The sequence below is a fragment of the Nocardioides sp. genome (genome assembly GCF_031422975.1).
Classification (GTDB): domain Bacteria; phylum Actinomycetota; class Actinomycetes; order Propionibacteriales; family Nocardioidaceae; genus Nocardioides.
This window is the reverse complement of record NZ_JANPEO010000022.1, coordinates 1-14,625: the sequence shown is the minus strand read 5'-3', so window position 1 is coordinate 14,625 and position 14,625 is coordinate 1. Positions and strand designations below refer to the sequence as shown.

General features: G+C 71.3%; 13 protein-coding genes and 1 pseudogene. 8 read left to right on the top strand and 6 right to left on the bottom strand.

The features are described from left to right. Positions 1 to 384 (top strand): annotated as a pseudogene (locus RMO85_RS00750) (hypothetical protein); the annotation flags it as partial. Here RMO85_RS00750 and RMO85_RS00745 read toward each other — a convergent pair. Beyond that, positions 381 to 2,147, bottom strand: a complete 1,767-nt coding sequence (locus RMO85_RS00745) for a HAMP domain-containing sensor histidine kinase (RefSeq protein ID WP_310525830.1) — start codon at positions 2,145 to 2,147, stop codon at positions 381 to 383. The pseudogene RMO85_RS00750 and the gene RMO85_RS00745 sit on opposite strands and share 4 nt — an antisense overlap. Before the next feature lie 158 nt (positions 2,148 to 2,305). Between RMO85_RS00745 and RMO85_RS00740 the strand changes: the two genes are divergently transcribed. Continuing rightward, the gene (locus RMO85_RS00740) at positions 2,306 to 3,445 is read left to right on the top strand and encodes a CDP-glycerol glycerophosphotransferase family protein (protein WP_310525829.1); all 1,140 of its coding nucleotides are present in this window, start codon (positions 2,306 to 2,308) and stop codon (positions 3,443 to 3,445) included. A gap of 56 nt (positions 3,446 to 3,501) precedes the next feature. Here RMO85_RS00740 and RMO85_RS00735 read toward each other — a convergent pair whose 3' ends face one another. Continuing rightward, entirely contained in the window at positions 3,502 to 4,422 is a 921-nt protein-coding gene (locus RMO85_RS00735) for a 2-hydroxyacid dehydrogenase (protein WP_310525828.1), read from the bottom strand. Positions 4,423 to 4,592: 170 nt separating this feature from the next. Here RMO85_RS00735 and RMO85_RS00730 point away from each other — a divergent pair, with 170 nt between their 5' ends. Together RMO85_RS00730 and RMO85_RS00725 are read left to right on the top strand one after the other, a co-directional pair. After that, a complete protein-coding gene (locus RMO85_RS00730; protein ID WP_310525826.1) occupies positions 4,593 to 5,999 on the top strand; it encodes an FAD-binding oxidoreductase in 1,407 nt (468 codons plus the stop codon). A gap of 4 nt (positions 6,000 to 6,003) precedes the next feature. Next, entirely contained in the window at positions 6,004 to 6,408 is a 405-nt protein-coding gene (locus tag RMO85_RS00725; protein ID WP_310525825.1) for a hypothetical protein, read from the top strand. Between the two features lie 120 nt (positions 6,409 to 6,528). On the opposite strand, the gene clpB is transcribed toward RMO85_RS00725, so the two are convergent. Continuing rightward, positions 6,529 to 9,111, bottom strand: coding sequence for an ATP-dependent chaperone ClpB (gene clpB, locus RMO85_RS00720; protein WP_310525824.1), 2,583 nt, complete (start codon positions 9,109 to 9,111; stop codon positions 6,529 to 6,531). 192 nt (positions 9,112 to 9,303) lie between these two features. Between clpB and RMO85_RS00715 the strand changes: the two genes are divergently transcribed. The 4 genes from RMO85_RS00715 to RMO85_RS00700 all read left to right on the top strand — a co-directional run bounded on the left by RMO85_RS00715 (position 9,304) and on the right by RMO85_RS00700 (position 12,323). Continuing rightward, positions 9,304 to 10,035, top strand: a complete 732-nt coding sequence (locus RMO85_RS00715; RefSeq protein ID WP_310525823.1) for a DUF2786 domain-containing protein — start codon at positions 9,304 to 9,306, stop codon at positions 10,033 to 10,035. A 70-nt stretch (positions 10,036 to 10,105) separates the two neighbouring features. Continuing rightward, positions 10,106 to 10,648, top strand: coding sequence for an isochorismatase family protein (locus tag RMO85_RS00710; protein ID WP_310525822.1), 543 nt, complete (start codon positions 10,106 to 10,108; stop codon positions 10,646 to 10,648). Continuing rightward, positions 10,645 to 11,595, top strand: coding sequence for a PfkB family carbohydrate kinase (locus tag RMO85_RS00705; RefSeq protein ID WP_310525821.1), 951 nt, complete (start codon positions 10,645 to 10,647; stop codon positions 11,593 to 11,595). Before RMO85_RS00710 ends, RMO85_RS00705 begins: the two co-directional genes overlap by 4 nt. Further along, a complete protein-coding gene (locus tag RMO85_RS00700) occupies positions 11,592 to 12,323 on the top strand; it encodes a pentapeptide repeat-containing protein (protein WP_310525819.1) in 732 nt (243 codons plus the stop codon). Before RMO85_RS00705 ends, RMO85_RS00700 begins: the two co-directional genes overlap by 4 nt. A 2-nt stretch (positions 12,324 to 12,325) precedes the next feature. Here the strand turns inward: RMO85_RS00700 and RMO85_RS00695 are convergent, their stop codons facing one another. Genes RMO85_RS00695 through grpE form a run of 3 tightly spaced genes read right to left on the bottom strand, consistent with a single transcriptional unit; the run spans position 12,326 to position 14,596 of the window. Continuing rightward, a complete protein-coding gene (locus RMO85_RS00695) occupies positions 12,326 to 12,745 on the bottom strand; it encodes a heat shock protein transcriptional repressor HspR (RefSeq protein WP_310525818.1) in 420 nt (139 codons plus the stop codon). After that, entirely contained in the window at positions 12,745 to 13,935 is a 1,191-nt protein-coding gene (gene dnaJ / locus RMO85_RS00690; protein WP_310525817.1) for a molecular chaperone DnaJ, read from the bottom strand. Before dnaJ ends, RMO85_RS00695 begins: the two co-directional genes overlap by 1 nt. Positions 13,936 to 13,978: 43 nt before the next feature. Beyond that, positions 13,979 to 14,596, bottom strand: a complete 618-nt coding sequence (grpE, locus tag RMO85_RS00685) for a nucleotide exchange factor GrpE (protein WP_310525831.1) — start codon at positions 14,594 to 14,596, stop codon at positions 13,979 to 13,981. Between the last annotated feature and the right edge of the window lie 29 nt (positions 14,597 to 14,625).

The window sequence follows — 14,625 nt, the reverse complement described above, 5'->3', positions numbered from 1 at the left end:
GGCGGCACCGTGCTGCGGCTGTCGGGGTTGTACGGCGGCCACAGCACCCGACTGCTCGACCAGGTGCGCGAGGGGCGGATCGACGACCCGCACCGATGGACCAACCGCATCCACCGCGAGGACGCCGCGGCCGCGGTCGTCCATCTGTTGACGCGACCGGAGCCGCCCGAGCGGCTCTACCTCGGCACCGACGACGAGCCCGCCCAGCTCGGCGACGTCGCCGGGTTCCTCGCTGATCGCCTGGGTGTCGCGGCACCGCAGCGAGCAGACCCCGCGCACGGTCACGGCAAGCGGCTGTCCAACGCGCGGCTCCGCGCCACGGGCTGGGAGCCGACCCGACCGAGCTATCGCGAGGGGTACGCCGAGGTGGGCATCACAGCTTAGGACGAAGCGGGGAGCCTGACCGTGACGGTCGTGCCGTGGCCCAGCGACGACTCGACGTCGAGGCCGCCGCCGTGCCGGCGCACGATGCGGTCGACGATGACCAGGCCGAGCCCGCTGCCCGGGCGCGAGAGCGCCTCGGGGTTGCTGGAGCGGAAGAACTCCTTGAAGAGGTCGAGCTGGTCCTCCTCCGAGATCCCGAGCCCGTGATCGACCACCCTGATCACGACGTCCCGCTCTCCGCGCGCCAGCTCCAGGGCGACGCGGGAGCCTTCGTCGGAGTACTTGACCGCGTTGGTCACCAGATTCGCGACAAGGCGGTGCAGCTCGTCCGGGTGTCCCGAGACGATCGCGTCATCGGTGGTCACGTCGGTCGAGATCGTGATCGACCTCGCGCTGGCGGCGTGGACGCACTCGTCGACGACAGCCGCGACGACGGACCGGAGGTCCACCGGGACCGGGTCGAACACGGCATCCGGGTCGGAGACGTGCGCCATGGCCAGGAGGTCCTCGACCACAGCCAACAGACGCCCGGTCCCACGGATCGCGGCCTCGACCGAGCGGCGCACGTCGTCGCTGAGATCCTCTTCCTCGATCAGCTCGAGGTGGCCCGACACGGAGGCCAGCGGGTTGCGCAGCTCGTGGGCGACGGTGTTCATCAGCTCGGTGCGATAGCGGTCCAGCTCGCGGAGGCGGTCGACCAGCGTACGTTCCTGCTCCAGCTGCCGCGCGGTCGCGATCGCGCGACCGAGGTCATGGCCGATGTCGAGCGCGGCGTCGTACTCCATCTCGGTCCACGGCGACGAGTCCGAGATCCGGGTGAGGACCAGGTAGCCCAGGCACTCGGACCCGGCTCCCAGGGGCACGAAGAGCACCGAGGCGACATGGACGCTCTCGAAGAAGTCGAGGACGAGCCCGGCCTCGTCGGCGGTGAGCCCGGGGTGCGCGATGTGCTCGCGCGAGAGGTGCGCGACGTACTGGTCCTGCCAGTAGCTGTGTGCCAGCTTGACCGCGAGCTCGTCGAGCTCGGCGAACATCGGCAGGTCGTAGCCGTGGTGGGACCACCACGTCGTCGCCGCAGCGCCGTCCGTGTCGAAGGCGGAGAGCCACATTCCCGCCGCGTCGAAGCACTCGGCGAGAGCGGTCCGGCTGGCCTCGACCACCTTGTCCAGGGAGTCCTCACTGAGGGCGCGACGGACCAGCGCACGGGCCTCGGTGGACAGGCGGACCCTGGCCTGCAGCTCCTCCCGCTCGAGAGCCAGGAGCACCTGCGTGCGGGCGACGCCGGCATAACTGCTCAGCGCGGCACGCTGGAGGTGCTCGGGACGGCGACCGTCGACCGGCGAGTCCACCGACAACAGTCCGCAGATCTCCCCGTCGCCGTCCAGCAGCGGAGCCAGGAGCAGGTCCACCGGGTGCCAGGCGCCGGGCTCGACCTCGATCTCCGCCGACGAGACATGGCTGGACTCGAGGATCGCTGCGCCCACCCGCTCGTGCGGGACGAACCGGAGCACTCCCCAGTGGTCCGCCTTGGCCAGCTCGGCGACCAGCACCTCGACCGCCAGCTGCGTGCCGATCATGTCGACGACCCCCAGCCCGGCCGTGGCGACGACCTCCAGGACGTCACCGCGACGCACGCTGATGGCGGCCTCCCCGAAGCCGGCGAGCTCGGCCGCGCCCTCGGCCAGCACCTTGAGCGACGCCCTGGTCCCGTCGTCCGACCAGGTGCTGGAGCGCGTCTCAAGCTCGTCACCAACGTGTTCCACGCGTCTCTCCCCTTGCCACGACGAGCACCCGAATGCCCGCGGCCGAAGCCAACCCCATCACAAGGTCGAGGCCTCGCGCAGCGGGACGGCAGAACCCCACGAGATCCTGACCCCGCCGATCGCGGCGCGCGACAGGCGTTGCCCACTAGAATCTCGGTGTGAACGACGTCCACGTCCTTGCGTACTACGCAGACGACCCCACGCGGAGCTACCAGCTGATCCAGTGGCTGGAGGTCCTCGAGGTCCTGCACGCGCAGCAGCCGGTGGGCATCGTCGTTCGAGACGCCGACGTCGCCGCCCTGCTGTCGACGCGAACGAGCCTGTCGCTCCACCTGGCCCCGACGTTCTCCGAGCTGACCGAGCTGTATGCAGCTCTCGACGCGAAGGTCGTCCTCTACTGCAACAACTCGCCACTGAACTTCCAGTCGCTCGTCGACACCCGGATGCTGCACGTGCACATCAACCACGGTGAGAGCGACAAGCAGAGCATGGCGAGCAACAACGCCAAGGCCTACGACCGCGTCTTCGTGGCCGGCGAGGCCGCGGTGCAGCGCCACCTCGACGGGCTGATGGAGTTCGACGCCAGCCGTCTGGTGCGTATCGGTCGGCCGCAGCTCGACCTGCACCCGGCTCCCCTGCTCGCGCCCACCACACGACGTACGGTCCTGTATGCCCCCACCTGGGAGGGCGACGCGGACTACAACGACTACACGTCCATCGACACCATCGGCCCGGAGATCGTGCGCCTCATCCTGGCCGTCCCCGACGTGCGTGTCGTGTACAAGCCGCACCCGAAGGTGACCACCAGCCTCGCGCCCGCCATCCGGTCCGGCCACCTCGCCATCCTGGCCCTGATGAACGCGGCGGCCGCCCGCGAACCGTCCGCCGGCCACACGACCGTGCTGACCGGCAACATCCTCGCCGTCATGCCCGACTGCGACGCGATGGTGACCGACGTGTCCTCCGTGGGCCTCGACTGGCTCTACCTGTGCACCGACAAGCCGATCCTCATCACCGACCGCCACCAGGACGCGGATCGCTTCCGCAACGACGTACCGGTGAGCCACTGCGCCGACGTGATCGACGAATCCAGGCTGGAGGAGCTGACCGGGCTGCTGGCCACCCGCCTCGACCATGACGAGCACCACCTGGATCGGCTCGCGATGCGTCACTTCTACTTCGACGACATCCAGGTCGGCGACAGCACCACCCGGTTCCTCGAGGCAGTGACTGACCTGGCGCGACGTCGGGATCACCTGCTCGACGCCAAGCTGCACGGGGACGCCATCACCGCGTGAGCACCGCCTGAGCACCGCTCGGGCAGCGGAGCCGGTCCTGGCGCCGAGTCGCTGCGTCAGCTCACCGGCGTGACGAGGCGACCTGTCGCCAGGAAGGCGGCGACGTTGTCGAGCACCAGGGTCGCCATCGCCTCGCGGGTCTGCACGGTCGCGCTGCCGACGTGCGGCAGGAGGACCACGTCATCGCGCCCGAGCAGGGCGGTCGGCACATGCGGCTCGTCGGCGAAGACGTCCAGTCCCGCGCCGGCCAGCCGGCCCTCCTCCAGCGCCGCGACCAGCGCAGTCTCGTCGACCACCGAGCCGCGGGAGACGTTGACGAGGAACCCGTCCGGCCCGAGCGCATCGATCACCGACGCGTCGACGAGGTGGTGCGTGTCGGCGCCTCCCGGGGTCAGCACGACGAGCACGTCGCTGGCCCTGGCCAGCTCCACCGGGCTCACGTGAAACGCCCACGGCACCTGCTTGGGACTGCGCGAGTGATACGCGATCCGCGCCCCGAACGGTTCGAGGCGCTGCGCCACCGCCTCGCCGATCCGACCCAGTCCGAGGATGCCGACGACCGTCCCGCGGACCTCGCGGGTGAGCGGGAAGCGTCCGCCGGCGGCCCACTCCCCGCGGCGTACGAACCGATCGGCCGAGCTCACCTGGCGCAGGACGTCGAGCACCAACACGACCGTCAGGTCGGCGACGGCGTCGGTGAGCACGTCCGGCGTGTTCGAGACGACGATGCCGCGACGGGTCGCCTCCTCGACGTCGACGTTGTCGTAGCCGACACCGAAGTTGGCAACGGCCCTGAGTCCGGGCAGCGCGTCCATCTCGGCAGCTCCGATGATCGTGCCGCCACCCGCCACCGCAACCGTGAGGCCAGCGGTCTGCGTGCCGACCTCGGCGAGCGACGGGGCGGCATACTCGCGCTCGAGCGCATCCTCCAGGAACGGCATCAGGGGGCCGACGCGCACGACGCAGGGCTGGCTCATCCGGCCATCCTGTCGGGGCGCCTCGAGGCCGTCCACTTCCACGACGGCGCAATCCCGATCCGGAACTCCACGCACCACCGGACCGGGGAGGATGCTGACCGCGAGACCATCCTCGTGACGGCGCCGGCTCATCGCCGTGCTGCTCGACCGACCGCTCCCAGGAGGAACCTGTGCCGGACCTGCTGACAGACCTGCGCGACGCCGTCGGCGGCGAGCACGTGCTGACGGACGCAGCCGACGTTGCGGCGTACGCGACGGACTGGCGCGGCGCCTACGGCGGCACGCCCCTGGCTGTCGTCCGACCGGCGTCGACGGCGGAGGTCGCTGCCGTGGCGCGCCTGGCCCACGCCGCTGGTGTGGCGATCGTGCCGCAGGGCGGCAACACGGGCATGTGCGGCGGCGCGGTCCCGTCCGGTGACGGCACGCAGATCGTGCTGTCGCTGGGGCGCATGCGGTCGATCCGCGACGTCGACGCGGCCGGCGGGACGATCACCGTCGAGGCCGGCGTGGTGCTCGCGGACGTGCAGGCCGCGGCCACGGCGGTCGACCGGCTGTTCCCGCTGTCCCTCGGCTCGGAGGGCAGCTGCACGATCGGCGGCAACATCGCCACGAACGCCGGCGGCACCGCGGTGCTGCGCTACGGAATGATGCGCAACCTCGTCCTCGGCCTCGAGGTCGTGCTGCCCGACGGGCGCGTGTGGGACGGGCTGAGGTCGCTGCGCAAGGACAACACCGGCTACGACCTGACGCAGCTCTTCATCGGCGCCGAGGGGACCCTCGGCATCGTGACGTGCGCCGTGCTCGTGCTGCATCCCGCAACCCCGGCTCGGGCCACCGCCTGGGTGGCCCTCCCCTCCGTCTCGGCGGCAGCCGCCCTGCTCCCCGTCCTGCGCGAGTATGCCGCCGAGCGACTCACCACCTGGGAGCTGGTCTCCCGAGCGGCCCTCGACCTCGTGGTCGACCAGGGCCTGCAGGACCCGCTCGCCTCGGACGCCGAGTGGTTCGGGCTGATCGAGCTCGCGGGCCCCTCGGGCGCGCCCGTCGACGACGACCTGGAACGCGCGCTCGGCGCGGCTGTCGGAGCGGGTCTCGTGCTCGACGCGGCCGTCGCCGGCTCCCCGGCCCAGCGTGCCGGGCTCTGGGCGATGCGCGAACGCGTCTCGGAGGCGCAGGAGTCGCTCGGCCCGACGATCAAGCATGACGTGTCGGTGCCCATCACCTCGCTCTCCTCGTTGGTGGATCGCCTCGCCCCGGCGCTGGAGCACGCGCTCCCCGGGGTCCGGCCCGTCATCTTCGGCCACGTCGGCGACGGGAACCTGCACTACAACCTGAGCAGGCCCGCCGACCTGTCCGGCGACGACTTCGTGACCCACACGGCGGCGCTGTCCGCGATCGTGCACGACTGCACGGTCGAGCTCGGCGGCTCCATCAGCGCCGAGCACGGGCTCGGCTCCGGGAAGGCGGCCGCCGCTGCGGCGTACAAGAGCGACGTCGAGGTGGACCTGATGCGTGCGATCAAGCGTGCGATCGACCCCGACGGGCTGCTGAATCCGGGCAAGGTGCTGCCCCTACAGTGAGCGCATGACGTCGCGAGCGCAGACCCTTGCCCGACTGGCGCTCGGCGTCGCGATGGTGGGCGCCGGTGTGCTGCACCTGACGACCCAGCGCGAGGAGTTCCGAGCCCAGGTGCCCGGGTGGTTCCCGCTCGACGAGGACCTCACCGTGCTCGCCTCCGGCGTCGTCGAGATCGGCCTCGGCGCGGCCTTCGTCGCCCTGCCGAAGCGCCGGCGGGTCGTCGGCGGGCTGCTCGCCGCATTCTTCGTGGCGATCTTCCCGGGCAACATCGCCCAGTACGTCGAGGGCGTGGACGCCTTCGGGCTCGACTCGGATCGCGCGCGACTGATCCGGCTGTTCTTCCAGCCCGTGCTGGTGCTCTGGGCGCTCTTCGCCGGGAGCTGGCTGCGGCGTACGCCCCACGACGACTGACCGGGATATCCATGGGCGGGATGGCTCGAGATCCAGCCGTTTCCGAGCCATCGCGCCCATGGATATCGCCCGGTCGCCCGGTCAGGGGCCCGGTCGCCCGGTCGGGGGTCAGGTCAGCAGTCAGGTCAGCAGCAGACCGTCCTCGCCCACATCGACGGTGACGGTGCCGCCGTCGGTGACCTCGCCACCGATCAGCAGTCGCGCGAGCGAGTCGCCGATCGCCGACTGGATCAGGCGGCGCAGCGGCCGGGCGCCGTACGCGGGGTCGTAGCCGGTCTCCGCCAGCCAGCCGCGAGCCGCGTCGGTGACGTGGATGGTGATCCGGCGGACCGCCAGCCGTTGCTCGAGCAGCGCGAGCTGCAGGTCCACGATGCGTGCGAGGTCGTCCTTGGTCAGGGCGTCGAACAGGACGATCTCGTCGAGCCGGTTGAGGAACTCCGGCTTGAAGGACGCCCGCACGACCCCCATCACGGACGCCTTCTTCTGCTCCGGGCTCAGCATCGGGTCGACGAGGAACTGCGAGCCGAGATTGCTGGTCAGGATCAGGATCGTGTTGCGGAAGTCGACCGTGCGGCCCTGGCCGTCGGTGAGGCGACCGTCGTCGAGCACCTGTAGCAGGATGTCGAAGACCTCCGGGTGGGCCTTCTCCACCTCGTCCAGCAGGACCACGCTGTAGGGCCGGCGCCGCACCGCCTCGGTGAGCTGCCCACCCTCGTCGTAGCCGACATAGCCGGGAGGGGCACCGACGAGGCGCGAGACCGAGTGCTTCTCCGAATACTCGCTCATGTCGATGCGGACGATCGCCCGCTCGTCGTCGAAGAGGAAGTCGGCCAGCGCCTTGGCGAGCTCGGTCTTGCCGGTGCCGGTCGGGCCGAGGAAGAGGAAGGACCCCGTCGGCCGGTTCGGGTCGGCGATGCCGGCCCGCGAGCGGCGTACGGCGTCGGACACCGCCGTGACGGCGTCACGCTGACCGATCAGTCGCGCGCCGATGACCGACTCCATCTCCAACAGCTTGGCGGTCTCGCCCTGCAGGAGTCGACCCGTGGGGATGCCGGTCCAGGCCTCGACCACGTCGGCGATCTGCTCCGCACCGACCTCGTCGCCGACGAGCTTGTCGACGACCTCCCCCTCGGAGGTCTCGGCGGAGGCGATCTGCTTCTCCAGCGCCGGGATCGACTCGTAGTTGATCTTGCTCGCGCCCGCGAGGTCGCCGTCGCGAAGCAGCTTGTCCGCCTCGATCCGCAGCGCATCGAGCTGGCGGCGGAGCTCACCCTCGCCCTCGAGCGTGGACTTCTCCCGCTCCCAGCGCGCCTCGAAGCCACGCAGCTCCTCCTCGCGGTCGGCGAGGTCGGCACGCAGCACGGCCAGCCGTTCGACCGAGGCGTCGTCGCTCTCCTTGGCGAGCGCGAACTCCTCCATCTTCAGCCGATCGACCTGGCGCCGGAGCTGGTCGATCTCCTCGGGGCTGGACTCGTGCTCCATCCGCAGGCGCGACGAAGCCTCGTCGATCAGGTCGATCGCCTTGTCGGGCAGCTGGCGGCCAGTGATGTAGCGGTCGCTCAGGGTCGCGGCCGCCACGAGCGCGGCGTCGGTGATGCGCACCCCGTGGTGCGCCTCGTACTTCTCCTGGATGCCGCGCAGGATCTGGATCGTGTCCTCGACGCTGGGCTCGCCCACGAAGACCTGCTGGAAGCGACGCTCCAGCGCGGGGTCCTTCTCGATCCGCTCGCGGTATTCGTCGAGCGTCGTGGCGCCGATCATGTGCAGCTCACCCCGGGCCAGCATCGGCTTGAGCATGTTGCCCGCGTCCATGGCGGAGTCGCCGCCGGCGCCCGCTCCGACGACCGTGTGCAGCTCGTCGATGAAGGTGATGATCTGGCCGCCGGCCTCCTTGATCTCCTCGAGCACGGCCTTGAGCCGCTCCTCGAACTCACCGCGGTACTTCGCGCCGGCCACCATCGCGGCCAGGTCGAGACTGAGCAGGCGCCGACCCTTCAGCGAGTCGGGCACGTCGCCGTCGACGACACGTTGGGCGAGGCCCTCGACGACGGCGGTCTTGCCCACGCCGGGCTCACCGATGAGCACCGGGTTGTTCTTCGTACGCCGCGACAACACCTGAATCACCCGCCGGATCTCGGCGTCGCGACCGATGACGGGGTCGAGCCGACCCTCCTGCGCAGCCTGGGTGAGGTCGACGGAGTACTTCTCGAGGCTCTCGTACGTCGACTCCGCATCCTGGCTCGTGACGCGCCTGTTGCCCCGGATGGCCGTCAGCCCCTCCCGCAGCCCTGCCTCGGTGAGACCCGCGTCCGTGAGGATCTTGCGGGCCGTCGACTCGACGGTCGCGAGCGCGATGAAGAGGTGCTCGGTGGCGACGTAGTCGTCCTTCATGCTGCCCGCGAGGTCGAGGCCGCTGGCGAGCACGCGGGTGAGCGCGGCACTGGCCGCAGGCTGCTGGACGGTGGCGCCGCTCGCCTTGGGCAGCGAGCCCATCGCCTGCTCGGCCTGCGCCGTGATGACGGCCGCGTCGAGGCCGGCCTTGGCGATCAGGTTGCGAGCCGTGCCGTCCTCCTGGCGCAGCAGCGCGACCAGCAGGTGGATGGGCTCGGTCTGCGTGTTGCCGGCGGTGGTGGCGGACAGCTGCGCGGCCTCGATGACCTCGCGACTGCGGGTGGTGAACTTCTCGGCACCGAACTGACTCACGATTGCCTGTCTCCTCCATGGTTAGGTGCTGACCACTGTGGTCCCACACCGGGTCAACACGCCAGAAGTTGAGTCGATTCCACTCAACTCTGGGACGTTTGCCGCCGGCCGCCTGCGGTCCGGATCCGAGGGTGCGCGCGGGGTTGTCGGTGGGTCGTGCCATCGTGCGTCTCCGGGGTGCAAGGGAGAGCGATGTACGACGACAAGCTGGCCAGGATCCGCAAGCTGCTCGCGCAGGCCGAGGATCCGGCCGCTACCACCGCCGAGGCGGAGGCGTTCAACGCCAAGGCCGCCGAGCTGATGGCGCGCCACGGCGTCGACGCAGCCCTGCTCGCGGCCGGCGATCCGGGGCGCGAGGTGGTCGGCGACCTCACCGTCGAGCTGCTGGCGCCGTACGCGCAGGAGAAGGCCACGCTGGGTGCCGCCGTCGCCCGCGGCCTGCGGTGCAGCGCGGTCCTGCGCAGACAGAGAGGGGCGCGCGAGACCGCCCACTCGCTGCATCTCTTCGGCCACACGACCGACCTGGTGCTGGCCGAGATGCTGCTGACCAGTCTCATGGTGCAGGGCGCCGGCGAGCTCACCCGCCGAGGAGTCCCGCCCGGCGACCACCCGGCGGCCTACCGCCGCACCTGGTGGCTCGGCTTCGCTTCGGCGATCGGACGCCGCCTCGAGGAGGCGGAGAGTGCGGCGGCGCGCGACTCGGAGCAGGACTTCGCCGCAGCGGGCACCACTGCCGCCCTCGTCCTGGCCGACCGCGCGACGCTGGCCGAGCGCTCTGCCGCCACGACCTACCCGACGCTTCGCACGGCCCGCCCGCGCTACCTGTCCGGGGGTGGCGTCGCCGACGGTCAGGCTGCTGGCCGGCGCGCCGACCTGGGTCGGACCACCCGGGTCTCCGCGACGGACCGCAAGCACCTGGGGTGAGCAGGGGGGCCACCGCGCCACCAGGCGCCTCCCGTCACCGCCACCGGGACATTGCTGACATCGTGGACACATGCATCCCGACGCCTGGCTGGTCGTGATCGACCCCCAACGCATCTTCGCCGCGCCCGAGAGCCCCTGGGGTTCGCCGATGTTCGGCGACATCCTCGAGCCCGTACGCCGCCTCGCCGGCGCCGCCCCAGACCGCACCGTGGTCACCCGCTGGGTGGCCCCCCGTCCCGCGCACGGGAGCTGGGCGGCCTACCTCCGGGCGTGGCCGTTCGCGGACGTGCCGGCCGACGACCGGCTCTTCGACGTCGTCGACGAACTGGTTGACCTGGCCCACACCGTCGTCACCGCACCGACCTTCGGCAAGTGGGGCCCGGACCTGGCCGCGACCACCGGCCCCACCCCGCGGTTGGTGCTAGCCGGAGTCTCGACCGACTGCTGCGTCATCTCCACGGCCCTCGCCGCCGCCGACGCCGGGGCCACCGTGACGATCGTGTCCGACGCCTGTGCCGGCTCGACCCCGGAGAACCACCGGGCGGCGCTGGACGTGATGGCGCTCTACCCGCCGCAGATCACCATCGCGACAACCGCCGAGGTGCTGGGGTGACGCGGGTGATCCACACCGGTCAGGCCCTCGTCGATGTGGTGATCGAGGTGCCGGACCTGCCGGCCCGGGGACAGAACGTGATGGCCACGTCGGTCACCGACTATGCCGGCGGAGCCGTGACCGTGCTCGTCGCCGCCGCCAGGTTCGGGGCCGACTGCGTGCACGCCGGGGCCCACGGCACCGGTCCGCACGGCGACCTGGTCCGCCATGCCTTGGCCGAGGAGGGCATCGCCGTGAGCGCGCCCCCCGTCGCCGAACACGACACCGGCATCTGTGTCGTCCTGATTGAACCCACCGCAGAGCGCACCTTCGTGACGACGTTGGGTGCCGAGCGGGAGATCACCGTCGAATCGCTCGAGACGTCGGCCCCCCGGCCCGGCGACCTCGTCTGCGTGACCGGCTTCTCACTCGCGCTCGCACAGACGGGCGAACCGCTGCTGGCCTGGCTGGGCACTCTCGACGAGGGCGTCGTCGTGGTCCTCGACCCGGGCTCTGCCTTCGCCGGCCTGTCCCCCTCCGTGCGGGCCGAGATGCTCACCCACACCGACGTCTGGTCGAGCAACGAGGAGGAGGCCGCCGACCTGTTGGTCGCCCTCGACCTCACTCCCGCCGCCGACGGGCTCGCGGAGGTCACTGCGGCGATCGCCCCCCTGCTCCGCGGTGACGCCGTCACGATCGTCCGCGACGGCGCGGCCGGCTGCGCGGTCTTGGCCGGGGGCGACACCGTCGTGGTGCGCGGCTTCCCGCAGACACCGGTCGACACCAACGGCGCCGGCGACACCCACACCGGCGCGCTGCTGGCCGAGGTCGCCGCGGGCGCGTCGTGGGTCGAGGGCTGTCGCCGCGCCAACGCGGCCGCCGCGATCAAGGTGACACGACGCGGTCCGGCCACCGCGCCGACCAGGGCCGAGGTCGACGCCTTCCTCGCCGATCGGGCGACGGGATGAGCCTTCCCGTCCTGCAGGCCGACTGCTCGCAGTGCTTCGCGCTGTGCTGTGTGCTGCTGCCCTTCTCGAAGGGTGAGAGCTTCCCCGAGACCAAGCCGGGCGGGCGGGCGTGCCACAACCTCGACGTGGACGACAGGTGCAGCATCCACGCGACCCTGACCGAGGACGGCTGGTCCGGCTGCGTCGCCTTCGACTGCTTCGGCGCCGGCCAGCAGGTCTCGCAGGTGACCTACGCCGGGGTCTCCTGGCGCGAGGGCGGCAACCTCGGCGAGATGGCGGCCGTACTCTCGGTGATGCGCCAGCTGCACGAGATGCTCGCGCTGCTCGATGAGGCCGATCGCCGCGGAGCCAGCGACGCGGAACCGTGGGTCGAACGCCTCGTCGCCCTGATCGGTGCGACTGCGGACGAGCTGCTCGCACAGGACATCGACGAGCTGCGGCGCGAGGTGGGAGCCGTCCTGGCGGAGGCGAGCCGTATCGCCCGCTCGCGCTGGCCGGACGCCCTCGACCTGGCCGGTCAGGACCTCGCGGGGCGCGACCTGCGCCGGCTCGACCTGCGCGGGGCGGCGCTGCGCGGCGCGGTCCTCCTCGGTGTCGACCTGCGTGAGTGCGACCTCACCGACGCCGACCTCCTCGGCGCGGACCTGCGCGGGGCCGACGCCCGGGGAGCGGACCTGTCAGCCGCGCTCTTCCTCACCATCGCCCAGCGGGCTGTGCTGCGGAGCTGAGGTCAGTTCGGACGCCAGACCACGACCGACTGGCCGGCGACCGAGTGGCGCAGGATCGGCAGCGTGTTGGGGCGTACGGCGCCCGCGGCCGCGCGGGCCTGACGCAGCGCCGCCCGGGTGGCCACGAGCTCGGCCTGAAGGTCCTCGTTGCGATGACGCAGCGCAGTCACCTGGTTGTCGAGCTCGAGGATGCGGCGCACACCCTCGATGCCGATGCCGTGCGCGGTGAGGTCGGCGATCTCGCGCAACAGCTCGAGATCGTGGTGCGAGTAGCGCCGGCCGCCCCCGGCGGTGCGTCCCGGCGTCAGCAGACCCATCCGCTCGTAGGCGCGCAGCGTCTGCGGATGCAGCCCGGTCAGCTCGGCGGCCACGCTGATGACGTAGACCGCCGCATCCGGCGCCGGGCCACCGAAGCCGCTCATCACGTCGCGTCCGTCAGGAGCTTGGCGCGCAGTGACGACGGTCCGGTGGCAGCGCGGTAGGCCTCGAGCGCTTCGCGCGCCGTGTCGCCGAGCGTCGCCGGCACCTGCACCTCGAGGGTCGCGAGCAGATCGCCGGTGGTGCCGTCCTTCTTGGGCACGCCCTTGCCACGCACGCGGAACGTACGGCCGTTGGGGGTGCCCGCCGGGATCTTCAAGGTGACCGGGGCTCCACCCAGGGTGGGGATCTTGATCTCCGCACCCAGGGCCGCCTCGTCGAACGAGACCGGGACGTCGAGGGTGAGGTTGTCGCCGCTTCGGCCGAACACCGCATGCGAGCCGACACGCACGGTGACGATCAGGTCGCCCGCCGCTCCGCCGTTCTCCCCCTTGCCGCCCTTGCCGCGCAGCCGGATCTTCTGGCCGTCCTTGACCCCGGCCGGGATGCGGGCCTGGATCGTGCGGGTCGACGGGCCGTGGCCGGAGCCGTGGCAGGTGGGGCACGGCTCGTCGTACACGAGCTGCCGGCCACCGCAGGCGGGGCAGGTCTCGTTCATCAAGAACCCGCCTCCGCTGCTGGCGACGACGAACCCGGCGCCCTCGCAGGCGGGACAGATGTGCGGCCGGGTGCCGGGTTTGCCACCCGTGCCGGCGCACGTCGGGCAGGGCGCATCCGAGGTCAGCCGCAACGAGATCGTGGTCCCGTTGAGCGCATCCTCGAAGGCAAGCTTCGTGCTCGCCTCCAGGTCGTTGCCCCTGGTCGGGCGCGGTGCCCGGCGCGCGCGCTGCGCACCGCCGCCGAAGAGGTCGCCGAACATGTCCCCGAAGCCGGCACCGCCACCCTGGTCGCGGAGCAGGTCGTTGATGTCGAAGCCGACCCCGCCGCCGCCACGGGGAGTGCCGCCGAAGCCGCCGCCGAAGCCGCCACTGGACTGCAGCCTGCGGAACTCGTCGTAATTCTTGCGCTTCTCGACGTCGCCGATGACGTCGTAGGCCTCGGCGATCTTCTTGAAGAGGTCGTGCTTCACCGTGTCGCCGGGGTTGGAGTCGGGGTGGTTGGCGCGGGCGAGCTTGCGATAGGCCTTCTTGATGGCGGCCGCGTCGGCGTCCTTGGCGACCCCGATCACGGCGTAGAAGTCCTTGGTCGCCCAGTCGTTCTTGAAGCCCTCTTGGAACCGGTCCTGCTCACTCATGCACGCACCCCCTCTCGCGGTGTCCGTCGATGGCCATCAGCCCTCAGTCGTCCACCGGGTCGACCACGAGCACCTGTGCGGCTCGCACGACCCGGTCGTTGATCTTGTAGCCCGCCTTCGCCACGACCTTGGCGGTGGGCACCTCGACCCCGGCGTCCTCGCCGAGGTGGCTCAGCGCCTCGTGGACGGTCGGGTCGAAGGCGTCGCCCGGCTCCCCGAAGCGGCTCAGCCCGAGTCCGGCAACGATCCGCTCGAGCTGCTCGGCGACGGCCTTGAACCCACCCTCGAGCTCGCCGTGCTCGCGGGCCCGGTCGATGGTGTCGAGCACCTCGACGATCGGCTGGAGCACCTTGTACGTCGCGTTGTCGGCGATCAGGGCACGGTCACGATCGACCCGGCGCTTGTAGTTGAGGAACTCGGCCTGCAGTCGCTGCAGGTCGGCTGTCCGCTCGACGAGCCGGTCCTCGACCGAGGGGCCGGCCTGCCCGTCGAGCTCGCCCTCGACCTCGGCCACGTCCTGGGGCTCGAGCGGGCCGCCCTCCTCGAGCAGGTTGTCGATACCACTGATGTCCTCCGCGTGCGGGTCGACCTGCGCGCCGGCGCCGGGCGAGGCCGAAGCGCCCCCGCCGGGGCCCCACCCACACGTGACCTTGGTGAACAAGGCCGCGGCGGGGGCGAAAGAACCAACGG